This window comes from Fibrobacter sp. HC4, from assembly GCF_023373925.1.
In the GTDB taxonomy this organism is placed as follows: domain Bacteria; phylum Fibrobacterota; class Fibrobacteria; order Fibrobacterales; family Fibrobacteraceae; genus Fibrobacter.
The window spans coordinates 106205-129599 of sequence record NZ_JALCZV010000010.1 but is presented as its reverse complement, the minus strand read 5'-3'; the positions used below and the strand labels follow the sequence as shown (position 1 = coordinate 129599).

Sequence of the window (23395 nt, the reverse complement as noted above, 5' to 3'; positions counted from 1 at the left end):
TGGATATGGCAGAATTTAGGTTTTCAAAATTTGCGTTTTTCCCTGTTTTTCAGGTGCTTTTCTCTGTTTCGCTTCTGTTGGGGTGCGATGACGGTGGAAGTTCTAGCCCGTTGGGGGAAGAGGATTCTGAACGCCCTGGTTTTGTAAGGGTTCTTTCTTCAGGGAAATCAACTGTTCTTGGAACTGATGTCGGTACGGCCAAGGCTAATGAACGTCCGAAAATGACGGTCTCCTTTGATTATGATTACTCCATCCAAGATCATGAGGTCACTTGCGGCGAATACAAATCCTTTGACAAGTCGGTAAATTGCCAAAAGGATAGTCTGCCTGTTTCCAATGTCAATTATTATGATGCGGTTCTTTATGCCAATGCCAAGAGCAAGAACGAAAAGCTGGATACGGCATACACCTATGTCAAGGCCTCCTATGACGGCGAAGGTCATTGCAATGGTATAGAAGGTTTGATTTTTCATCCGGAAGTGAATGCCTACCGATTGCCTACCGAAGCGGAATGGATTTTTGCCGCAAACATGGATTGGAATGTCCGTAACAGTTGGACTGCAGATGATGACGTTGATTCTCCTAAAAAAGTATGCTCCAAGAAGAAATCCATGGTCTGCGATATGGAGGGTAACGTGTCCGAATGGGTGAACGACTGGTTGGGCCTGTTCAGGGATACCACTATCTCAAATTATGTGGGGGCTCCCAATGGGGGGAGTCTTGGGGAACGTGTTCTGAAGGGCGGAAGTTTCCGCAACGAGTCCTCCTTTGTTAACCGCTACAGCCGCGGGGATGTGTATGTCGTGACTTCGACGACCCGGGCGTCCTATGTGGGTTTCCGTCTTGCGTTCGGTGCAATTCCCAATGCGGTGTGGTTGTCTGAAACAGGATTGGCTCAGAATAGCTTTGTGGCTCCTCTAGCCAGTTCTGCGACAGTTCGAAAACTTTCGGGGGCGTATCGGGCCAAGTTGGTTTTTCGAGATGACAGCCGCGGGAACCTGGCCTATGTGGATTACTCGAATGCGTTCCTTTCTGTTGTTGAAATAAAAGATTCCATTGATTCCTACCATCCGGAAATTTCGCCAGATGGAAAGTGGGTGGCGTTCTGCACGGGGCTTGAAGGTGTTTCTGGAAAATCCTCTGTCTATGTTCGCAAGCTGAATGCAAGCGGCGAGCCTGCGATAAGACTGGATGTTGAATCGGCGGCCATACCTAGGTGGAATGTTCTTGAAAGCGGAGATACCGTTATCGTGTACGTTTCGGATGCCGGCGATAATAGCGATGAATCTACCTTTATGAAAAAGTCAACATGGCGTGTTCCTTTTTCTGGTGGAAAATTTGGCAAGCCTAAAAAACTGTTTGACGGATCCTATCATGGTGGCGTCCAGGGAAATTTTGCCGTTTCTGGATCGAAACTTTTGCGAGCTCACAAGAAAGATGTTGATACCGTCTGGTTTGATTCGAAACAGGCCTGCAATGTATCTTTGTCGAAATCCGGAAATGGGCAGACCCTGTTCCTTGATTTTGGGGACAAGACCGACAAGAATTTTGTGGGCGAAAAATATGGCGTTCACGAACGGATCCTGATTGCGGATAGTACCGGTGAACTGGTGAATTCTATTGGCGCTCCTTCGGGTTATGCATTTGACCATACCGAATGGGCCTCGTCAAATTTGATCGCTGCAACTTTGACTAACGGGGATGGCGCCCATTCCAAGGTTGTTGCCGTGAATACAAAAGATTCCAGCGTGACTGAACTGGTTGAAGGTGTAGAATTATGGCACCCTTCCCTATGGACTGAAAAACTGGATGCAGAACTGGATCAGAAACTCAGCTTGGATAGTGCGGCCGCTTATTATAGCGAAGATCAGGCTACCCACTATCTTTCGTACAAGTTAAGGCTGTTCTGGAATTACAAGGACTCCCTTGAAATTGTGGGCTTGGGCAATTCCCACATGAATGCGGGATTCTCTTCCAGTCTTTTGAGAAATGCCTTGAATATGGCTGTCATTCCTTGCGATATGTATTGCAGTCGTTATCTAATTGAAAATTATGTGCTGAACCATTGCCGTAATATTAAGTTCCTTGTTGTAGGTATTGATTTTGATTTGTGGAGGGATAGAGATGGGGTTGCTATTCTAGAAAACCAGGGCTCAGCTCTGGGGTACAAGTACGATATCAATCATGACTTCTGGAAGGATGGTTTGCTCAAGGGTTTTGTGGATGTTTCCCAGAAAAGCATGGTGGAAAATGAAGATATTATGACGACCTTTGATTATTACAGAGGGCAGGCGGCAACTGATGTTCAGAATGGCTGGTATGGCGAAGATGGTACTGCTGAAATTCTGGAACAAGGGTGGGATAAGGATAGCCCGAATCCAGAAGGAAACTACCAGGAACTTTTGAATATTTTGAAAATGGCAAAAAAAAATGGAGTGTATGTAATAGGTGTTGTTTTCCCCATCAGCCCCTACTATAAGAAAACAGACCAGTATGGTCGTCATGGTATGCTTCGCAGCACGGCAAAAAATTTCATCAAACGTTTAAAAGAACTGGATGAACTTGAAAAGTATTTTGTCCTGTTTGATGAAAATAAGATGGGGGATCATGATTACCCGTCTTCCATGGCGTATGATTATGACCACCTGAATATCTATGGATCCAAGCAGCTGACGGCGCGACTGGACTCTCTTCTCAAGACTCTGGAGTAGTCCCCTTAAGATTGATCCTGTTCTGGATCCTTATCAAAGTCAGGTGTAATAAAGTCGGCGCAATATTGGGCAATCTGTTCGCGGAGTTTGTTTCCGCGGACTTTTCCCAACAGGATTTCTATATCTTCGAGCGGAGCGGCCATAAAGGCTTCTGCACTCTTGTATTTGCTTAGAATCTTGATGCGGGTTTCATGGCCGACGCCAGGCTGCTTTAGCCATTCCACTTCCAGATCCCTCTTGCGTTTGCTGCGCTGGTAGGTGATGGCGAAACGGTGGGCTTCGTCACGGGCGTTCTGCAGGAGTTTTAGGGCGGGGCTAGTTCTGTGCAGCACGATGCTCTTTCGGTCATCGGGGAATACGATTTCTTCGAGACGTTTGGCGAGACCGATTAGCGGTAAATCCTGATCGTGTCCCAGCTCCTTCAGAATTTGCATGGTGGCGTCCACCTGACCTTTACCGCCATCGCATACCCACAGGTCGGGCATGGGTATGCCTTCATCTTCGAGACGGCGGATACGTCGGGTCATGACTTCACGCATGCTGGCGAAATCGTCTACACCCTCTACGGTCTTGATGATGAACTTGCGGTAGTTGGACTTGTCTGGTTTCCCGTTCTTGAAGGCCACGAGACTTGCCACCGTGTTGGTGCCGCTCAAGTGAGAAATGTCTACGCACTCGATTCTGAAAGGAGTCTTCTTGAGACCTAGAACTTTTTGCAGTTCGAAGACGCTCTGGTCGATTTCACTGTACTTCTGTACTTCGGCCCGCATTTCTACGAGGATCATGTCGGCGTTGGCACCTGCCAATTTCAGGAAGCCCAGTTTTTCACCTCGCTGTGGGTTGTTGAAATAGACCTTGTGTTTTGCTTGCTGCGTCAGGGCGTCTTGCAAAAGAGCCGCATCTTCGGGGAGGGCGATGTCTGTGGCGATTTCTCCGGGAATGAATTCCGCTTCGGCGTACCAGGTGAGAATCATCTGACGGAAAATTTCGGATTCGTCATCTTCAAGTTCGCATTTCAGCCGATAGTGGCGTCTGCCTGTAAGAACGCCTGCACGGTACTCCAGGATGACTGCGGCGGCTAGGCTTCCGTTGCGGCGCAGTGTCAGAATATCCAGGGAAAGGTTCGGGTCGGAAGTGTCGGTCTTGGCGTGGATACCTGTGGACTGAAGGGCTTGAATGGCGTCCCTTTTTTTGGCCGCCATTTCAAAGTCCAGGTTGGCGGCAGCCTCGTTCATCTCACGAGTCCAGATTTCCTGCAGGTCATCCCGCTTGCCTTCTAGCAGGAGTCTTGCCTGCATGACGTCCTTGTAGTAATCTTCGCGGCTGACGAGTCCTGCGCAGGGGGCCTTGCACCTTCCGATATGGTAATTCAGGCAGGGGCGTTGAGGGGTTCGTGCCGGCAGTTCCATATTGCATTCGCGGATCTTGAACAGCCTGGCGCAAATATCCTTCAGCTTGTCCACATAGCGGGAACTCATATAGGGTCCGTAATACTGATTGGAGTCCTTCCTGACGGATCGGGTCAGGAACAGCCTGGGGAATGGCTCGCGCACACTGAATGCCAAGTATGGGAAATGCTTGTCATCTTTCAGCAAGACGTTGTACTTGGGCGTGTGTTTACGAACAAGATTTGCTTCTAGGATCAGTGCTTCTTCTTCGGTCTCGGTAATGATCCATTCGATGTCGCGAATGTAGGGGAGCATCAGGGTGGCGGCACGGTGGCCCTGATGGTCGCTACCGTCGAAGTAGCTTCGCACGCGGTTCTTTAAAACCTTGGCCTTTCCGATGTAGATGATCTTACCGGAGGCATTCTTCATGATGTACACACCCGGTCGATCGGGCAGTTCGTTCAGTCTGCGCTGGATGTGTTCACTAACCGAAATCATGAAGGTTTTTCCCCGAAATTTTCAAGTACATTTTTTATAAAAATCAGCGGTAATTTCTAGAAGTTCCAATGAAAATTTAGTTATCTTATGATAGGAAAAGTTTCAAAGAATTTCAACTTATGGAGCGAAGATGAATTTTGAAAATATGAATGCGCTTTCCCAGAAGGTCGAAGGTGTCCTGGGGACTGTGCGCACCCTCAAACAGGAAAACGCCAAGGTTCGTAAGGAACTGGAAAATGCCAAGGCGCAGCTGCAGGACAAGAGCATTTTGCTGGATACCGCAAACGCCAACATTGCGTCCCTGAAGTCTAACCTTAGCGATACCAATGCCAAGCTGACCGCTGTGGGTGCAAGTCTTACAGACGCCAAGGCAGCCCTGGACGCCCGCGTCAATCAGGTGAATGCACAGGAACAGGCTCTGAACGAAAAGCTGGTGAGCATTGCCAACCTCAAGAATCTTGCTGCCGAAAAGGATCGCGACATTGCGGCTCTGAATGGCATTATCAACGAAAAGATTGAATTGCTGAACGCCCTGAATGCAAAGGTGGAAGAAAAGGACGCCATCATTGCTAAACTCATGGATCAGCTCCAGGCTCAGTCCGACGAAATCGCTGACGCCCAGGAAAAGTTCAATCAGCTGGTGGCCACCATCGAAAACGAACTGGGCACCGACTTGAGCATCGAGGAACCTTCTGTAGAAACTGACGACGTTCAGGAAGCGGAAGAATCTGTCGAAGCTGTTGAAGAAGCTGTTGAAGAAGTTGCCGACGAGGTGGAACAGGCTCCTGCTCAAGAGGATCTGCCCACCATCGAAGTTCATGGCGCAGAAGAAAAGGAAGAATCCAAGAGTCGTGCGAGCGGGGAGGGCTCGCAGACAAGTTTTTTCGACTAAACTGGCTGATGGATGAAGATCCATTCGGCGTGGGGATGAAGTAAAATGGCAGAAATCGCACCTCTTAGATCAGTTAGCGTTTCCGTTGCTCAGGAACATATTCAGATCCGTACGGATTTGCCTGATGCGGAACTTAAGGAGATCGGTGATTTTATCGATCAGCGCTTTGAACGTTCGGCAAAGTTCCAGATGGATAACCGCAAGCGTCTAGCCTTGCTGTCTGTGGAACTGACGTCTGAAATCTTTGAGTTGCGAAAGCAGCTTCGCCGTGCCAAGGCCTACTACGAGCAGATGGAAAAGGATCTCAAGAACCTGAACCTTCTGCTTGACGAAGGTATGGAACGGTCTAACAGAAATGAAGAACTTTAATCCCATTAAAGATTAAAAAAGGGGTCCTGATAAAAATCAGGATCCCGTTTTTTTAAACTGTTCTTTCGCCTTGCTCGTTTGCAAAGCCTACTTGCTGGCGTTGTATTCGTTCAATGCGGCTACAACCTTTTCGTGGGCCACCTTGAGGACTTCTACCATGGCGGCGTCGGCGGGAGCCGTCTGGGGACGGAGCTGCTCTGTCAGTTCAGAGGCTGCCTGCTGCAATTCTGTAAAGGCCAGATTGGCTGCAACACCTTTCAGAGTGTGTGCGGCACGGAAGCAGTCGGGAATAGACCCTGCGCTGATGGCGTTCTGCAAGGAAACAAAGCTGTCGTCTTTCAGATACATCAAGGCGAACTTTTCGATGAAGGATTCCTTCATCAGTCGGTTCTGGGCTTCGGCGTAGTTGCCGTTGATCTTTGCGTACAATTCCTGGAGTGTCATTATATCTTTCCTTCGGCCTTGCACTTGGCAAGGAACTGCTTAAAGTCTTCTTCGGGGAGGGGCTTGCTGAAATAGTAACCCTGGATGTAGTCGCAGTTATCCTCGCGGAGTATGTTGACCTGGGTTTCTGTTTCGGCGCCTTCGGCCACAACTTTCATTCCAAGAAGATGGCACATGTCGATAATCATCTTGACGATGTGCTTGACATCGGGATTGTTTTCCAGCTGGCGCACGAAGCTCATGTCGATTTTCAGGATATCGAACTTGTAGTGCATCAACATGCCCAGGGAGGAATAACCGCTGCCGAAGTCATCCATCAGGAGCCATGCCCCCTGTTCACGCAGGGCGCTCAAAACGTCTCCGCGATTTTCCTTGAGGGCGGCGAAAGAGGATTCGGTAATTTCGTAACGTACGGAACCAGGTGCTGTGACGCGCTGTGCCACATGGTCAAGAATATTCTGGATCATGTCCTGGTCATAGAAGTCCATCCAGGAAAGGTTCACGGAAACGGGCACGGTCGGAAGTCCCTGATCATGCCAGCCTCGCATAACCTGGTTTACCTTGCGGTCTACGAACAGGTCCAGCTTAGAGATGAAGCCGTCTTTTTCGAGGACTGGGATGAACAGGTCGGGGCGTACGAAACCGCGAACGGGGTGAATCCAGCGAATAAGGGCTTCTGCAGAAGCGATCTTTCCGGTAGCGGCTTCCATGATCGGCTGGTAATAGACCTTGAATTCTTCGTTGGCCATACTGGTGTCGAATTCTGAAGTCACGGAAGCGGCGTTGATATAGTTGTTGGCCATCTTGTCGTCGAAGATGGCGTAAGGCTTAAGATATTCGTCTTCGATGTAGCTAAGGGACAGCTTGGCGCGGTCCACAAAGTTGATGACGTCTCCATCGCTGTCGATATAGCTGATGCCGGTACGGAAACGGAACTGCATGCTGCGTCCGGTCCAATCCAGAACCTGGTTGTTCTCGTGCATCATCGCATCAATGTTGATCTTGTCGGCCTCGACTAGGCACACGAAGTGGTCTGCCTCGAATCGAGAAACGAAAATGGGTTCCAGGCCGGCGCCCGACATTCCTCTGTAGGTCTGCTTTAAGACTGCGTCTCCGCCTTCTGTTCCGAGGACAGAGTTAATGGCCTTGAAATTCTTAACGTCAAAGAACATGACGGCGTACTTGGTACGGTCTTCGCACTTTTGCAAGAAATTGTTGGCCATCTGGAGGAAGCCAGATCGGTTATAGGCTCCGGTAAGTAAATCTCTATAGGAGTATTCGCGGCTGGCGATTACGTTCATTACACGGCGCAGAACGATCTGCGGGTTGTAAGGCTTGGCAAAAAAGTCTGCGGCGCCTAGATCGTATGCTCTAGACAGGGCTTCGTCGGTGGAGTCGCCGGAAATGATGATGACGGGGAGCTTGTGTTGCCACCCCCTCTTGTTGAATTCCTGTAAGGTTTCGTATCCGTTTAGGACGGGCATGACCAAATCCAGAAGTACCAAGCGAAATACGTGGTCGCCCTTTTCGATTATATCAATGGCTTCTTGGCCGTTGCTTGCCTCTACGATGTCGTACTCGTCTTCAAGAATCAGCCGCAACATCTCGCGGTTGATTTTGGAGTCATCGACAATCAAAATTTCATTTTTTACCATTTCGTACTCATGTAAAAAATTTAGATACGGGCTGGTCAGGGGGGCTTGGCTCCCTTCGCTCTCAATAAATCTAACCAAAAAAAATAAGTTTTGTGAGAAAAAAATAACAAAATGAGGATTATCACATTGTTTTCGTGTATAGAGGGGCAAAACTTCTAAATTTGGGTGACATTTTTGATCTCCAGTAGTGTTACACGGGTATGAATAGGCAAGAAATCGCAAGCAAGATGGCTTTTTCCAGGCTTTATGAAAGCTATGGGCCAATGGTGTTTCGCCGATGCGTCGCCTTGTTGAAAGATGATGCGGAGGCTAGTGACATGATGCAGAACGTATTTTTGCGGATTTACGAACGTCGTGACTCGCTGGATTTGTCCTCTCCATCTAGTCTGCTGTGGAATACGGCAACCAGGTTATGCCTGAATCGGATCCGTGATAAGGCCCGCCGTGGCGTAAATACCTGCAGTGAAGACTTGCTTCTGCAGTTGGCGTCTTTAGACGATGAGGTGGATGCCTACGAAGCCGGCAGTGTCCTGAAAAAGATTTTCTCGAAGGAGCCCGAGTCTACCCGTACCATGGCCGTACTTCACTTTGTGGATGGAATGACTCTGGAAGAGACGGCCGAAGCTGTTGGACTTTCTGTAAGCGGAGTTCGTAAACGTTTACGCACACTGCAATCCAAGGTTAAGAATTTGGAGGTCAAATAATGAAAACGAAAATGAATGTATCCGATTTGAAATTGGAACAGTATTTGACAGGGGACCTGCCTTCTGATGAAATGCAGGAACTGCGTCGTCGTGAAGCGACTGATGAAATTTTCCGTGCTCGTCTGCAGGCAATGCGTGACGAAAATGCCAAAATTTTGGCGGACAATCCCTTTAGCAATTTGTCACCCCGACTTGATGAAATCGATAGGGGAATGTCCGGTGATTCTCGCATGGTGGCTCCCAGTCTGTTTTTGAAGGTTGCCGCCGTCATGGTTATCGCCCTGGGCATTTTTGCTGCAGTTTTTGTATCGGGTGGCGAAAGGAATCTTGGCGTGAAGGGTGTTGACGGTTCAACTTCTGAAGTCGCTATGGTTTCGGTTGATGATGGAACCCGCATCAAGGGGCTGGAAGCTCGGATGGAAGTCTGGAAGAAAAATGGTGAAACCGCTGTCCAGATGGAAAATCTGGGTGCCGCTAGCGAAGGCGATGAATTGCAACTCCGCTACTCGGTCCCTGAGAAGTGTTACGGCATTCTCTTTAGCATGGACGGTAACGGCGTCTTGACGGTGCACTTGGGTAATGGATCCGGATCCATCGCTCTGGAACCGGGTAAAATGGTGACTTTGCCTTTTGCGTATAAACTAGATGACGCTCCTCATTTTGAAAAGTTCTTTTTGATGACGTCCAGGAATACGTTTGCCATTGATGGAAATGATATTGATGCATCCTTGAAGCAGGAAGGCATTAAGGTTGTTGAATTTACGGTAAGCAAATTGGAAAAGTAGCGGGGGTTGAAAATGAAAAAGGTGTTGATTAAAGTTTTTGATAGCGTGGTTGGTGCGGGACCATGGAAAAGTATGATTGGTCTTTGCCTGCTTTCCTTTGCCATGTTGTTCCTTATGGTGGGTCGCATTCATGCTGCTGCCGCAGCTGCTCCGGGGTTGCCTTCGACGACCATCGATCGCTATGTGATTGCCATTAGCGCCAACAATGGCGGTAAGGGACGACCTGTTCTTCGCTATGCGGAATCCGATGCCAAATCTTTCGCGGCGGTGCTTAAGGATATGGGTGGAGTCAGTCAGAAGAATGTCTACCTGATCCAGGAACCTAGTGTGGCTTTTTTGAATGCCCACTTTGACAATGTTGACAAAATCCTGGCGAAGGGCAAGGGGAAAAGCGGCCGTGAGGAAGTGCTTGTCTATTACAGTGGCCATGCCGACGAAAAGGGACTGCATCTAGGTGAAGAAACTTACAGTTGGCAGGAATTCCGCAAACGTGTAGATGCCCTGAATGCCGATGTGAAGATTGCTGTCATCGATGCCTGTGGTTCCGGTGCCATTACCCGAGCCAAGGGAGGTGTGGCTGTTCCTGCCTTCATGGTAGACCAGAGTAGCGACATGAAGGGCTATGCCTTTATTACCAGCAGTACCCAGGATGAAGCTAGCCAGGAAAGCGATAAGTTGAGGGGTTCCTTTTTTACCCATTCCCTGGTGAGCGGTCTACGCGGTGCGGGAGACTTGAGCGGCGATGGCAAGGTGACATTGTCCGAGGCTTACCAGTTTGCCTTTAACGAAACTTTGCAGAAGACGGAGACCACCATGGGTGGAGCTCAGCACCCCAGTCGAGACATGAATCTGACGGGTACGGGTGATGTGGTGATGACGGACCTGCGCAGTACTAGTGCCGGTATGATTTTGGATGAAGGTATAGAAGGTCGAGTTTTTATTCGTGACGCCTCGAACGAACTGGTAGCTGAACTTTATAAGAAGTCCGGTAGATCGATGAGCCTTGGTCTTCCTGCAGGAAAGTACACGGTTCGTCTAGAAGGGAATGCTGACCTGAATGAAACGAATGTTGAACTTACCAATGGAAAACAGCAGAAAGTGACCGTTCGAGACTTTAAGGCTGTATCCGCCGAAAAGACGGTGGCTCGTGGCGAAATCAAGTCTTCTGTTGTTGATGAGAATATGGAAGCCCGCTTTGATTCCCTGGATCATAATAGCAGATTTAGAACAACGTTTAATGCGGCGGATAAAGCCCACGAACCTCGTAAGGGCCTGATGATGGGTGTGTTCCTGTCGATGTCGGATGATATTATGATTGGCGCTCAGGCAAGCCTGATTGGAAACCTGGCTAAAAATGATATGCACGGTATGCAGGTTTCCCCGATATTCAATATCGGCAAGAAAAATTTCCAGGGGTTGCAACTTTCCGGTGGCTTTAATTATGCGGGACATATGGATGGTCCGCAAATCGGTCCTGTGAATGTCATAACGAATACAAGTCCCAATGCGGTTCAGGTAGGTGCCGTTAACGTAGCAAGGAGCGCACGAGTTCAGGTTAGCTCAATTAATATCGCCAGGGATACCGTAAGTGCAACCCAGGTGGGTGCCATCAACATTGTAGGAACGACTAACGTTCAGGTGAGTGCGATAAATGTCGCTAGGGATGCCCATGTTCAGGTTGGCGCCATCAACGTGGCAAAGAAGGTTGACGATACTCAGATTGCTGTTATCAATGTAGCCGGTAAGGCGACGGGCCGCCAGTGGGGTGTCATCAACGTGGTGGGTCACGCCGAAAAGACTCCTATCGGTCTTATCAATATCGTTGGAAATGGTGTATGGAGTTTTACCGGATCCATCAACGAGATGAATGCCCCCGCCATGTCCGTTCATTTTGGTACGGCCTACCTGTTTACGGCACTTGAATTCTCCCGAGCTCTTCAGAAAGGTTTTGATGAATTCGAGGATGTCTATGAGAACGGCATCGGTCTTGGAACCCAGTTCGGCCAGTACGGTACTCATCTTGAACTGGAGTACATGTTCCTCCACGTTACGGATAAGTACGGCGAAGACCGTGAGGAAGAGGACTATAAGGGAAATTTCCACCATCGTATCCGTCTTGGCGGTACCGCCAGGCTGATTCAGGGAATCGGACTTTCCGCCGGCGCAACTTTGAATCTGGCCACGGAGGGTTATGGCGAAAGAATCCTCGTGGAACCCAAGGGAAAGTGGCATGACGACTGGAATTATCACGGTCATAAGGCGAAATTCTGGCCTGGAATGTATGCCGGTATAACATTTGGGCGATTCTAAATCCTCAAAATCTTCAAAAATCCTCAAAAAACGCGAAAAATGCAAAAAAGTCCCTCTTTTCGAGAGACTTTTTTATTTTCTTACAAAAAACATACGCGAAGAAATGTAAATTCTGCCTATCATTTAGTTTTAGTTTAGGTATGGTATGGCTAAGCATAGTGATTTTATAGTACGTCAGAACGAGGCCGAAGCTAATAGAATTGTGGCTAGAGTGCTTCGGATGACTCTTTGCATTTTCTCTCTGGTGTTGATCCTGAACCTTTGCAGGGTATTCATTATCGACCAGAAGGTGATGCTTTCTGCCTTTGGTTTGAGTGCCCTGCTGCTTTTGGCTCCTACGGTCATTAACCGTTTTGTGGATAATGCCAACCCGAATTTAAAGTATCTGTATGTGATTCTGTCCAGCCTGTTCTTACTGGTTATCGAAACCACCCTTTCGTTCCATGCGGTGGTGGTGTATGCGTTTCCTATCGCCCTGGCCTGCCTTTACTTTTCTAGGAAGCTGACTTTGCATATTTGGTTCCTGACGGTGGGCGTTTCCATTGTGGGGCAATTTGCCGGTTTCTATATGGGTTGCGTTCCCGACCAGAACTTCCTGGTCTTTAAACGTCTGGTGCTGTTCAGCATTTTGCCTAGAACCCTCTGCATTTTTAGTATCGGTAGCTTGATCTATTTTATTTCTGCCCGTACCACAAAGCTGGTGGATCGACAGATTGCAGATACGGCGAGAATCAAGGAACTGAATACGGACATGGTGATGGGTTTTGCTAACCTGGTTGAAAACCGTGACGAAAATACGGGTGGTCATGTCAAGCGCACTAGCCGTTATGTGGAATTGCTGGTGAAGGAACTGCACCGTCGTGGTGTGTACAAGGATATTATTAACCACGACTTTATTCACGACTTGGTGAATGCGGCTCCTATGCACGATATTGGAAAAATTGCCATTCCCGATCATATTTTGCAGAAGCCGGGAAAGCTGACCGACGAGGAATATGCCATTATGAAAACCCATGCGGAACAGGGTGGCCGAATTATTCGTCAGACCTTCTCCCATATTGGTAATGCCGGGTATAGGCAGATCGTTTATGACGTGGCTCAGTTCCATCACGAAAAATGGAATGGTCGCGGTTACCCGGAAGGCCGAAAGGGACAGGATATTCCCCTGGCTGCTCGCATTATGGCTGTTGCCGACGTATTCGATGCAGTTTCGCAGAAACGCTGTTACCGCGATGCAATCCCTCTTGATGAATGTTTTTCCATTATTGAAAAGGGCCGCGGAACGGATTTTGAGCCTATCCTTGTTGACGTATTTTTGGGGATGAAGGATCCTATCCGTCAGACCATGGATGAAATTGCCTAATTATTAGGTGACACTTATCGTTCTTTCTGGTGTTTAACGGTTTAGAATAGTAATTGCTAATTTCTAAATTGGTAGACAAGCGCGAGAGACGATTTGAAAAAACTTCTTTTATACCTTGCAATGTTTTTGTTGCCTGTCTTGGCAGTGGCGCAGGAAGCCGCTGGTGAGGGGGCGTCTCTTGCTGCACAGAAAGGGATTCTGTTTTACGGCATGGTTCAGGATTCTTCCTTTGCTCCCGGTGAAAAACTGAATGTGGAAATTCTTGAAACTGGCGAAGCCCTGCAAACGGTCGTGGGTGAAAATTTCCAGGTGATGCTTCCCGAAGATACCCTGTGGAATGTTTGCGTTACCAATTCCGACACCAGTGGCGCCGAAAAGGAAAAATGCTATGAGTTGGTCTACCATGGCCAGGATAGTGTTTTTAGCTCAGTCATTGGCGATGCCGGGTTGACGGAATCTGTTGCCGAGGCTAATGAGGGAACTACTGGTACGGCTGATGGTGACGATTCCAAGACTGCTGTGGCTGCAGCAGATTCCGTGGAACCGCGAAACGACTCGCTACAGAACGATCCTCAGGAAAAAGATGTAGATGTGGATGCCCTTTTGGCTGCAGGAAGCAACGGCAAGGTGACCGAAATGAAGAAGGTGGTGGTGCAGTTACGTCGTCGCCCCAAGCGCAAACCTGGTGAGTCCGTTGTTAGCGCCAAGAGTATCAAGCGCATGCCCGGCCTAGGCGAAGCGGATGTGATCCGCAGTATCCAGCAGTTGCCCGGTGTGGTTGCCAGTTCTGACTTCAGTACGAAAATTTATGTGCGCGGTGGGGCCGCCGACCAGAACCTGTTCCTGTATGATAACGCGGTGGTGTATTCTCCAACCCATTTCTTCGGATTGTTCAGTACCTTCCTGGTGGAAACCATTGACGGTGTGCAGTTCTACAAGAGTGGATTCCCTGCCCAGTACGGCAACCGTCTGAGTTCCGTTTTGAAAATGGATGGTCGCGCCGGAGGTAGCGATACTACGGAGGAATGGTTCAGCCGTAGCAGCGTTAAGATTAGCACTTTTGCCGCCCAGCTCCATACCGAAGGCCATGTGGGTGATGCCCGTTGGGTGATCGCTGGCCGTACCACTTACATCGGCTATATGCTGGATTTGTGCCGCGCCCTGGGTGTTCTGGATTTGGCCATCGATTACGAGTTTACCGATTTGCAGGGAACGTTCATGTATGATTTCGATCAGGATACCCGATTGAAGTTCAGCTTCTACACCGGCAAGGACGTTCTTGAATTTGATCCCCTTTATGTGGACTGGGGTAATGTGGCTGTTCCCATTAATTTCTACCACCGCTTTGGCGATTGGGATTATAATGCCACTTTGGCGTACAGCCGTTTTTACCAGACAATGAAATTGACGGACTTGATTAATATCGGTCAGGACCTTTATACCTTTGCGGCAAAGCAGTGGCTCAATTTCCGCGGAATCGATAATCATGTTCTAACCTTTGGCTATGAACTGGAATATGACTGGGATAAGTTCTATGAATACATTTCCAGTATGAGGGTGGAAGATGTCCAGAAGCCTTTGCACCATGTTCTTTATGGGCAGGATGCCTGGCGCCTGAATGAGGACTGGCTGTTTACTTATGGGTTGCGTCTGAATTATCAGGACCTGTCCAAGGATTTTGGAATTGAACCTCGCCTGTCTCTGGTGTGGAACATCGATGATCGGAAGACTTTGGAATTTTATGCTGGACACTACCTGCAGTATATGAACTCCATTATGTTCGGTGACGGCGAAGCTCTTAACGAATTCTACTATCCGTCGGTAACTACCAGCAAGGGTAAGCACTTGAAGCCCGCTCGATCCAACCTCTTTGCGGTGGAATACAAACAGGCCCAGATTGCAGATGAACTTGATTTTATTGCAGGCGCCTATTTCAAGACGCAGAACAACTTGAACACCTTCATGATGGTTCAGGATTCAACAGATGAAACCGCTTCTGCGGACTTTTTGATGGCGGATAATTTCGGAACGGCCGAAGGTTATTCCATGGGCTACGAACTTTCACTCCGTCGTGAAAAGGGTGCAATCTTCGGTGGCATTAACTGGAGCCAGAGTCTCAGCGTTCTTAAAAGCAATGACGGTACTAAACCCTATTTCCCCAGTTGGCACCAGCCCTATGCCTTAAAGCTGGATGCGGGTATTAACTGGAGGGGTGAAGATGGATTAAAGCCTCACAAGGTTAAGGGACGTTACTTTAGGTCTTCTGTGGTCATGAAGTATTCTGCAGGCATGCCTATCAGTGAATATCTAGGCTATTTCTACCAGCAGAAAATGGAAGATCAGAAGTATACCGATAATATCCAGGTTATCCCTGGTTCCCGCAATGCAGGCCGCCAGACGCCCTACTTCCGTATTGACGTAAAGGCCATCGATATTGGACGTGAAAACAAGTGGAACTTCAGCTGGACCATTATCAATCTGACGGACCACGAAAACATGTTCTATTCCTACTACGATACCGACAAGAACCCGCCGGAGTATAGCTCGATTTCTCAGTTCCCCTTTTTGCCGATCATGATCAATTATGAGTATTACTTCTAATAGGTGTGAGGCTTCTCGGACAAGAAAAGCCTTAACTCGTGTTTTGCTTTCTACTGTTTACTTCCTACTATCTACTATTCTCGCGGCCTGTGATTTTCAGGGGCCTTGGACTTACTATCCGGAAGAGACGGAAGTGTACCGCGGTATCTATACTTTCGGCTATATCGTAGCCGATGAATCGCCCTATGTCTGCTTTTCCAAGGTGTATGAATTGGACGAAACCTCTGCGGAAAATTTCGCTTTCTATGATAGTGCCAGTGTGACGGTGTCAGGAAATTTTGGCCGTGCAGAAGGGGATTCTGTAGCCCAGTTGCAATCTCTGGAATCCAAAGGAAAGCCTAATTGCTTTGGTATGGATGAAGTGGGTTATGCAGGTATTCCTGGCAAATCCTACACTATGAATGCAACCTTCAAGTGGGATAGCGCAGGCCACAAGGTGACTTCCAAGATGAAGGCTGAAACGAATATTCCTACCAAGATTCATGCTAAGGGCGTCATTCCGCCTAGTGTCAAGGATGATGCCGCCTTTGTCAAAAATGATTACAGCTACTTGCCTTTTGAATTCCTGGGATTTCCTAATGATGTGAAGACCTATAAAATTCCCATGGAGTATGACGAAAGTGTCCGTGGTGTTCTTATGACCATGTCCTACGATAAGATGGAAGGTGGAGAGTCCATGAATACCACCATAAACAATATGCTGGGTTCGTTCTTGGATCCCGACTCCACTGGTTATGGCGGCGTTTCAACAAAGAAGCCTGAAGAAAGTACGGCTAGCATGGGCTTTATGACCCGTATGATGGTGGCCGGACGAAATTCGTTGGACACAATGGAGTATCCCGGAATGACTGTTCCTGTCGGCAAGTCTACCATTTATTTCTATGCTACCGATCAGGCTTATTCGGATTATGAGAATACGGTTCTTGATGCTATCAGTGACCCTCGTGTTGTTCCCAAGAGCAATGTGGAAAACGGTATGGGTGTGTTCAGTGGCATGCTGAAGGATTCCCTGCTGTTGGAAGTTACGACGGACAAGTATGTAACCTTTGAATACATGGGTGAAGAAAATTGTTTCCGTAGTGGAGGAATGAGTGACCACAAACCATTCGAAACAAAATGGTGCCGCTTGAATCGAAGAAAGCTTTGCGTGTTTGAGGATTATGGCTGGTCCAATTTGAGAATGGCCCGTGATAACTTCGATTGCATCTCAATGTTTGAACGGGTCCTGATTGAGTATGAACCTGAAGTGGAAAAATGGGAAGATTATCCTAATCGCTATGCTAGAACTTTGGATGATGAAAACGAGAAAAACAAAGTGCTTGCAAACAGAGATGCCTATAATGCTGAAGCCCTTTTGTTCTATTGCATGGACAGTAATTTCGTGAGCAATAGCGTGGCAAGCTGCGATAGCCTTCGCAAGGAATGCCAGGAGTCCTTGGAAAAGACGGATTGCAAGGAATCCCTTTGGGAATGGTGTTCTGACCGTGACTGGAATATTTCTGAATATCCTCAGTGCGGGACCGCCTTGGTTAGCCGTTATTATCTTGAAGAAATCCAGTCTCCGATTTTGAAAAGGGTGGTGGACAATTGGTGCAAGGAACACCCCAAGGATGCACAGTGCAAGCGGTGACAGAATTTGTAATTTGAAGTGTTTAAGAGAACGAGTATGAATATGAAAATAAAAACACTGGCTTTTTTAATGTTCGTTGCGGTGTTTGCCGTTAACGTCTTCGCCGACGTGGATTCCGACATTCGGGATCTGCAACTGCAGAAGGAAACCCTTAACAGCGAAATCGCAAAATTGAATTCGCAGATTTCCGCTACGGATTCCATGCTGAAGGCAGACGAAAAACGCTATAAGACTTTGCAGGATCGCTATAGGTCGGACTCGGAACGTCGTAAGGCTGAAATCGATTCCTTGAATACCAAGATCAAGGCTGTTGCCGCTCAGCTGAATGATGAACGCAACAAGCAGGCTCGTGCCAAGAACCGTAGCGACAATGTGGCCGCCAAGCGCAAGGCGCTCATGACCACGTTGGCTTCCCTCAGCAAGCAGCTGGAATTTCAGGTGGGGCAGACTTTGCCTTGGAATCGTGACGTTCGCCTGGACCGTGTAAAGTCCCTGACCCGCGATATAGAAAGTGGAAACGCTTCTGCCGAAGAATCTTTCTCCCGCCTCAAGGCGCTCATTGCCGAAGAGACCAAGTTTGGTGATGAAGTGGCCATCATCAATTCTCCGCTGACCCGTAAAAATGGTGAACTGATCAACGCACAGATTTTGCGTATCGGAAATCAGTGGATGGTCTACGCCGATGAAAATGCAACGGTTTTCGGTTCCCTGGTTCGCAAGTGTGCCGGCGATGCGGGCAAGGGCTGTGCTTCTGTAGAATACGAATGGAATGAAGACCTGAATTTGGAAGAACGTGCCGCAGTAAAGTTTGCCATCGATGTGAAACAGGCCAAGAAGCCGCCTCAGATGGTAACGCTGCCCGTAAGCCTCTCTATTGTGAAGGAGGGCAAGTAATGAAGAACTTGATTCTGATTGCCTTGTTGTGCGTTTCCTCTGCTTTTGCCTGGCCTTGGTCCAGCGACAAGAAGTCTGCCGCCGTCGATAGCGCCTTGATTTTGGATTCCCTGAAACGTGAGGAATTCAAGAACTTGCAGCGTGAAGTGGATGCCCTTACCCGCATTCGTTTGCAGAAGGCCGATTCCCTTGAAAAACTGGAAGCTGAACATTGGCGTAAGCGATATAATGAAACTCAGCTGACAGAAGAACATCAAACTGAAACCCGAGAATTGGATGGCCGCTATTCCAAGCTTTCTACGGATTTAGGCCGCGTCAACGAAGAAGTTCAGGCCAGCAAGGATCTGACTACGGATGCGGAAGAAAAGGCAAAGTCCGATGAAGGGGCTTACGATAATTTCAATACCCAGGTGAAACTGGCCGTTGAAAAATCCCTGGGCGAAGTGACGGGTGATTATCCGGTGGGAATGAACGATCGTCTGTTGCGCCTGAAGAAAGCCCAGAATGATGCGGATGCCAAGAATCCCAATACGCTTGCCGCCATGCGTGCCTACCTGGAAGATGTTCTGGGTCGACATGAACTGACCTACACTCAGTCTTACGGTAACGAAAAATCCCAGGTGGGAAGCCGCCCCGATGTTAACGTGAACCGCCTGCGTCTGGGTACGGTGTTTCTGGGCGAAGTGGCTACAGACGGATCTGCCGATGGTCTTGGCGAAGTTCAGGCCCTGCTCCGTTCCGGTGCTCTGCAGGGTAAGATTTTCGAATGGAATTCAACCTTGCCCATGGAACTTTCTGCAGGTATTCGTGGTGCTGTAAACGAAGCCGGTTCCGCTCCGGCCGTGGTCAGCGTCCCGCTGGATGTTCTCCAGAATAAGGCTGTAAAGAATTCCATTACCGATACCAATGAATTGACCTGGAAAGAGGAACTGCAGGCTTTCTTCAAGAAGGGTGGCATTGTGATGTACCCCTTGATGCTGGTGGCCGCTTTCGCCTTGCTCCTGTGCCTGGAACGTTTTATCATGCTCACAGTCCGTGGTCGCGTCGGTCGCCGTTTTGTGAAGAAGGTGCATTCCCTGGTTGATGAAAAGCGTTATGATGATGCCGCCAATTATTGCCTGAAGCATATGAATAGCCTTTCCATGGTTATGTTTGCGGTGGTGAATCGCGCCAGGGATTCCCGCGAAACGGCGGAGCGTGCCTTGCAGGAAGCCTTGCTTCGTGAACAGCCGAAACTGGAACGCAGAATGGGATTGCTTGCCGCCATGGGTTCCATCGCCCCGCTGTTGGGCTTGCTGGGTACTGTGACCGGTATTATCACCTTGTTCAACGTGATTACGGAAGTGGGAACTAATGATGCCCGCGTTTTGGCTGGAGGTATTTCTGAAGCCCTTGTTACGACAGAAACCGGTTTGATTATTGCCATTCCCGTGATGATTCTGCATGGCCTTCTCAGTGAAAAAATCGAGAAGGTGACCAGCGAACTTTATGTGCAGAGTACGACCTTGTTGAATAAGATTTTCCCCAAGGCATAGAATTGAATAACAGTTGGTACATATTCATAGAAGCTTTGCAGAGCACTTATGGCGCCGGCGGCGTCGTGATGCTCCCTATTCTGCTGTGCGGTGCCATCGGATTCTATTTTCTGTATTCTACCTGGATTCGCATTGGCCGAGATATCTTCCGTAAGGATGTCCACAAGGTTGTGGATCGCCTTCGCAAGGACTTGCATGAAAGTGTAAGCGGCCGCGGTTTAACCGCCCGTAGGCATTTGAAGAAACGTGGCGGAATTGTGGCCCGTGAACTTCATTTGGCCTTGAAGGTGGCTATCGATACTCCGGCAGATTATCAGGACTACATGCAAGTGCGCATGATCAAGACCGTGCGCTATATGCAGCAGGGAACTCACATTGTTTCGGTGATGGCGGCTGCGGCTCCGTTGTTGGGTTTGCTTGGAACCGTTACCGGCATGGTGTCTACCTTTGAAGTTATTACCCTTTACGGAAACCAGAATCCGGTCCTTATGGCAGACGGTATTTCTGAAGCTCTAATTTCTACACAGAGCGGTTTGCTCATTGCGTTTCCGCTGACCTTGTTAAAACAGCGCCTGGACGAACGTATTGAATACCTGACTCAACAGTTAGAACTTGGCGCTACGATTATTGAAAACTGGACCTCTGGTCGGGAATAATGAGGCTGATTATGAAATTCAAATTTTTTGTTTTGCTCGCCCTGGGCCTTGTTTCAATGAGCTGCTCTTCTAAGGAATCCGCTGAAGAATATAAGGCGGGAAAAAACGAAGTGACGGCTGAACCCGCGGTTGAAATTTCCATGGAAATCGTAAATGGGGAATCCTTCGTAGATGCCCGCGATAACCAGGTGTACCGCTATGTGAAAATTGACGACGCTGTCTGGATGAAGGATAATCTGAGGTTCGCTTCCGAAAAAAGTTTCTGCAATCAGGAATATGGCGGCTGCGACAAGGTGGGCCGTTATTACACCATCGAGGAATTGTCGACCTTGTGCCCTGAAGGCTGGAGGATACCCAAGGCTAAGGATTTTGCGGCCATGCAGAAGGCCTGCAAGAAAAATCCGGGATTCTGTCTATGGCACGAATTTGAAAAGCAGGGCTCTGACGAAATTGGGTTCTCTGCCTTGGCGCTGGGACGTTACGACTTGCACGTCTCCAAATTTTCTGAGGTTGGAACGCGGGCTTATTTCTGGAGCGAAACTAACGGAAAGGCGAAAGATGTATTTACCCTTAAAAAAGGGGAGTATGCCAGCAGCATCAACCGTGCCGAAAAATCAGATGCCTTTGCGGTTCGCTGTGTGAAGATGTAGGATTTTGGGTTCGCAAAAAAACAAAGCATACCTTTAGAGTAAGAGTTAAAAAATGGATTTTAATTTACCTCGCCGAAAGCAAAAGGATATGGGCATCGATATGGGCCCTTTGATGGACATTGTGTTCATCTTGCTGATTTTCTTTGTGGTGACTTCTAGCTTTACTCGCGAAACTGGCGTGGATGTGACAAAGCCCGAAGCCCAGAGTGCCTCGCAGCTGGAAAAGGAAAACATCCTGGTGGCCATTACCCGCGAAGGTACAATCCACATTAACGAACGTCAGGTGGATTTGGCCAGCCTGCAGGATATTCTAAAGCAGACTCTTGCAAAGACGCCTGATCGTGAAGCCGTGATTATTGCGGATAAAGGTGCGGAAACTGGGGTGCTGGTTCAAGTAATCGACGCCTGTAATTTAAGTGGAGTAAAAAAAGTGTCAATCGCTGCACAAGCGGACTAAACAATGAATTATGAGATATGAATTACGAGATACGAAAGAAGTGAGCTGTGTGGACTGTCATTCTGAACTTGTTTCAGAATCCCATGAATGCACGAGACCCTAAATATCTCATATCTCGTAACTCATATTTGCCTTTCGCCTTATGATGAAGTTTGTTCTAAAACTGGTTAAACGTTTTTCTGTGCTGATTGTTGCGGTACTCAGCAGCCTTCTGCTGGTGTTTTCGGTGACGGTCGCAAACTTGTTCATTTCTGGAAAGATGAATGCCCAGAAGAAATTCGTAAAAACAGAAGTTGCCGTAAAGAAACCCGAAGAAGTCCAGAAGAAACAGGAACAGAAAAAGCCTGCCCGCAAACCTAACCGTCAGAAGTCCAATTCCCGTTCCCCCAAGGCGGGCCCTCGCATGGCCATGAATCTTGGGGTTGCTGGAGGCGGTGGCGGTGCGGCCATTAGCGAGGAACTGGTCTCTGATTTTCGCGGTGGCGCCATGGCCAATCAGTCTGGCGATGTCGACAAGAAACCTAATAGCAGATCTATGCCCCAGTTTGAAGTCCCCGCCCAGATTCGTGATCGCGAAATTGACGCCAGCCTGCGTTTGACTTTCTGCGTCGATGCCAGCGGGCGTGCCTATGATATCCGCATTGTGGAGGAATCTCCGGCGGGATCTGGCCTTGGCCAGGCTGGTAAGGATGCCTTGAGCCGTATGACTTTTGAACCTGCAGAAAAAGATGGTAAGGCGGTGCCTTTCTGCGGAATGGAACAACCGTTCGAGGTGAAGTTCCATGATTAGGACTAAACGAGCCTTGAAGGGCCTGATTATTCTTTTCGCATTTGTTCTAGCGATTCCTGCATTTGCGGCACAGTCTGCATCGGATGTTATGGATCGCGCCAATGCTCTTTATCGTGAAGGCCGTTTTAAGCAGGCCATCACATTGTATCGCAAGGCGGCTGACCGCGGGGCTGATCCCGTTGCGGTAAGTTTCAATATTGCCAATTCCTATTATCAGTCCGAAAAGTATCCCGAGGCTGCAGCAAGCTACCGTAAGGCGGTAGACTATTCCAATGGAACTTTCGCTCCGGCACTGTTTAATATGGCCAGCGTTTACTTTAGATTGAAGCAGTTCCCAGAATGCGTGGCCGCTTATCATCGTGCGTTAAAGCTGGAACCTAATAACATTAGCGGCTGGCTTTATCTTGGCGAAGCCTACAGCAAGACGGGCGATAAGATTGGCGCCTTGAAGGCAGTAGAAAAAGCCTATGCCTTGGACAAGTCCGACATTAGCATTGTGTACCAGCTATCAGAAGCGAACATTGCTGTAGACGATTTTGATCGCGCTGTTGCCGTGATTCGCGAAGGCTATACTTCCCACCCGGAAGAAATTGACTTCCTGGTTTACCTGGGTGATGTTTTCCGCCTGCAGAAAAATTATGAGCAGAGCGCAGGCGCTTACCGCGAAGCCCTTTCCATTCGTCCCGACGATGTGAATACCATGTATAAGCTTGCCGACGTCCTTGTTGAAGACAACAAGCAGTTTGTGGCCATGGATATTCTGAATAATGTCTTGCAGATCAAGCCGGATTTTGTGGATGCGGCCATCTTCCTCGGGAACCTGGCTTATGACGCCAAGTTCCTGGAACGTGCAGAATCTGCTTATGAGATTGCAGCGAAACATGGCAACGCCGAAGCGGTTTATGGTTTCAAGAATCTGGCTTATGACGCCCACGCCCAGAAACGGGATGACGAAGCCCTTCGAATTCTGAATCTCGCTCTTAAGTATTATCCTGACGATGCCACAATTCAGGTTGACATTCTGGATCTGACGTCCAGCCAATAAATCAACCAAAAATTCAAC

At 48.5% G+C, this 23395-nt stretch carries 19 protein-coding genes; 16 read left to right on the top strand and 3 right to left on the bottom strand.

Features of this window, described 5'->3' with window-relative positions; all coding sequences use genetic code 11:
• Positions 1–5 precede the first annotated feature (5 nt).
• Positions 6–2711 carry a TIGR02171 family lipoprotein gene (locus MMG03_RS08400; protein ID WP_073159704.1) on the top strand — a complete coding sequence of 902 codons (2706 nt, stop codon included), beginning with the start codon at positions 6–8 and terminating at the stop codon, positions 2709–2711.
• Between the two features lie 5 nt (positions 2712–2716).
• Here MMG03_RS08400 and uvrC read toward each other — a convergent pair whose 3' ends face one another.
• On the bottom strand, positions 2717–4597 hold the full coding sequence (gene uvrC / locus MMG03_RS08395) for an excinuclease ABC subunit UvrC (RefSeq protein ID WP_249506086.1): 1881 nt from the start codon (positions 4595–4597) through the stop codon (positions 2717–2719).
• 130 nt (positions 4598–4727) lie between these two features.
• Here uvrC and MMG03_RS08390 point away from each other — a divergent pair, with 130 nt between their 5' ends.
• Positions 4728–5489, top strand: coding sequence for a hypothetical protein (locus MMG03_RS08390; protein WP_073286219.1), 762 nt, complete (start codon positions 4728–4730; stop codon positions 5487–5489).
• A gap of 45 nt (positions 5490–5534) precedes the next feature.
• Positions 5535–5858 (top strand): hypothetical protein, encoded by a 324-nt coding sequence (locus MMG03_RS08385; RefSeq protein ID WP_073159711.1) that lies wholly within the window; start codon positions 5535–5537, stop codon positions 5856–5858.
• An 87-nt stretch (positions 5859–5945) separates the two neighbouring features.
• Here MMG03_RS08385 and MMG03_RS08380 read toward each other — a convergent pair whose 3' ends face one another.
• Positions 5946–6302, bottom strand: coding sequence for an Hpt domain-containing protein (locus tag MMG03_RS08380; protein WP_073159713.1), 357 nt, complete (start codon positions 6300–6302; stop codon positions 5946–5948).
• Positions 6302–7957, bottom strand: a complete 1656-nt coding sequence (locus MMG03_RS08375) for a bifunctional diguanylate cyclase/phosphodiesterase (protein WP_249506085.1) — start codon at positions 7955–7957, stop codon at positions 6302–6304. Before MMG03_RS08375 ends, MMG03_RS08380 begins: the two co-directional genes overlap by 1 nt.
• Before the next feature lie 200 nt (positions 7958–8157).
• Here MMG03_RS08375 and MMG03_RS08370 point away from each other — a divergent pair, with 200 nt between their 5' ends.
• From MMG03_RS08370 to MMG03_RS08310, 13 genes are all read left to right on the top strand, one after another.
• A complete protein-coding gene (locus tag MMG03_RS08370; protein WP_073159717.1) occupies positions 8158–8661 on the top strand; it encodes an RNA polymerase sigma factor in 504 nt (167 codons plus the stop codon).
• A complete protein-coding gene (locus MMG03_RS08365) occupies positions 8661–9446 on the top strand; it encodes a hypothetical protein (protein WP_073236058.1) in 786 nt (261 codons plus the stop codon). The genes MMG03_RS08370 and MMG03_RS08365 overlap by 1 nt, the downstream gene beginning before the upstream one ends.
• A gap of 12 nt (positions 9447–9458) precedes the next feature.
• The gene (locus MMG03_RS08360) at positions 9459–11756 is read left to right on the top strand and encodes a caspase family protein (RefSeq protein ID WP_249506084.1); all 2298 of its coding nucleotides are present in this window, start codon (positions 9459–9461) and stop codon (positions 11754–11756) included.
• A 145-nt stretch (positions 11757–11901) separates the two neighbouring features.
• A complete protein-coding gene (locus MMG03_RS08355; protein ID WP_083538196.1) occupies positions 11902–13119 on the top strand; it encodes an HD-GYP domain-containing protein in 1218 nt (405 codons plus the stop codon).
• A gap of 120 nt (positions 13120–13239) precedes the next feature.
• Positions 13240–15720, top strand: coding sequence for a TonB-dependent siderophore receptor (locus MMG03_RS08350; RefSeq protein WP_088658842.1), 2481 nt, complete (start codon positions 13240–13242; stop codon positions 15718–15720).
• Between the two features lie 133 nt (positions 15721–15853).
• On the top strand, positions 15854–17350 hold the full coding sequence (locus MMG03_RS08345; RefSeq protein ID WP_249506083.1) for a hypothetical protein: 1497 nt from the start codon (positions 15854–15856) through the stop codon (positions 17348–17350).
• 36 nt (positions 17351–17386) lie between these two features.
• The gene (locus MMG03_RS08340) at positions 17387–18244 is read left to right on the top strand and encodes a DUF3450 family protein (protein ID WP_249506082.1); all 858 of its coding nucleotides are present in this window, start codon (positions 17387–17389) and stop codon (positions 18242–18244) included.
• A complete protein-coding gene (locus MMG03_RS08335; RefSeq protein WP_249506081.1) occupies positions 18244–19779 on the top strand; it encodes a MotA/TolQ/ExbB proton channel family protein in 1536 nt (511 codons plus the stop codon). The genes MMG03_RS08340 and MMG03_RS08335 overlap by 1 nt, the downstream gene beginning before the upstream one ends.
• A gap of 2 nt (positions 19780–19781) precedes the next feature.
• The gene (locus MMG03_RS08330; protein ID WP_073286233.1) at positions 19782–20435 is read left to right on the top strand and encodes a MotA/TolQ/ExbB proton channel family protein; all 654 of its coding nucleotides are present in this window, start codon (positions 19782–19784) and stop codon (positions 20433–20435) included.
• A gap of 11 nt (positions 20436–20446) precedes the next feature.
• Entirely contained in the window at positions 20447–21085 is a 639-nt protein-coding gene (locus MMG03_RS08325; RefSeq protein WP_175547664.1) for an FISUMP domain-containing protein, read from the top strand.
• A 52-nt stretch (positions 21086–21137) separates the two neighbouring features.
• Positions 21138–21542, top strand: a complete 405-nt coding sequence (locus MMG03_RS08320) for a biopolymer transporter ExbD (protein ID WP_073159736.1) — start codon at positions 21138–21140, stop codon at positions 21540–21542.
• A gap of 142 nt (positions 21543–21684) precedes the next feature.
• Positions 21685–22332 (top strand): energy transducer TonB, encoded by a 648-nt coding sequence (locus tag MMG03_RS08315; protein WP_249506080.1) that lies wholly within the window; start codon positions 21685–21687, stop codon positions 22330–22332.
• Entirely contained in the window at positions 22325–23377 is a 1053-nt protein-coding gene (locus tag MMG03_RS08310) for a tetratricopeptide repeat protein (protein ID WP_249506079.1), read from the top strand. Before MMG03_RS08315 ends, MMG03_RS08310 begins: the two co-directional genes overlap by 8 nt.
• The last annotated feature ends 18 nt before the right edge of the window (positions 23378–23395 follow it).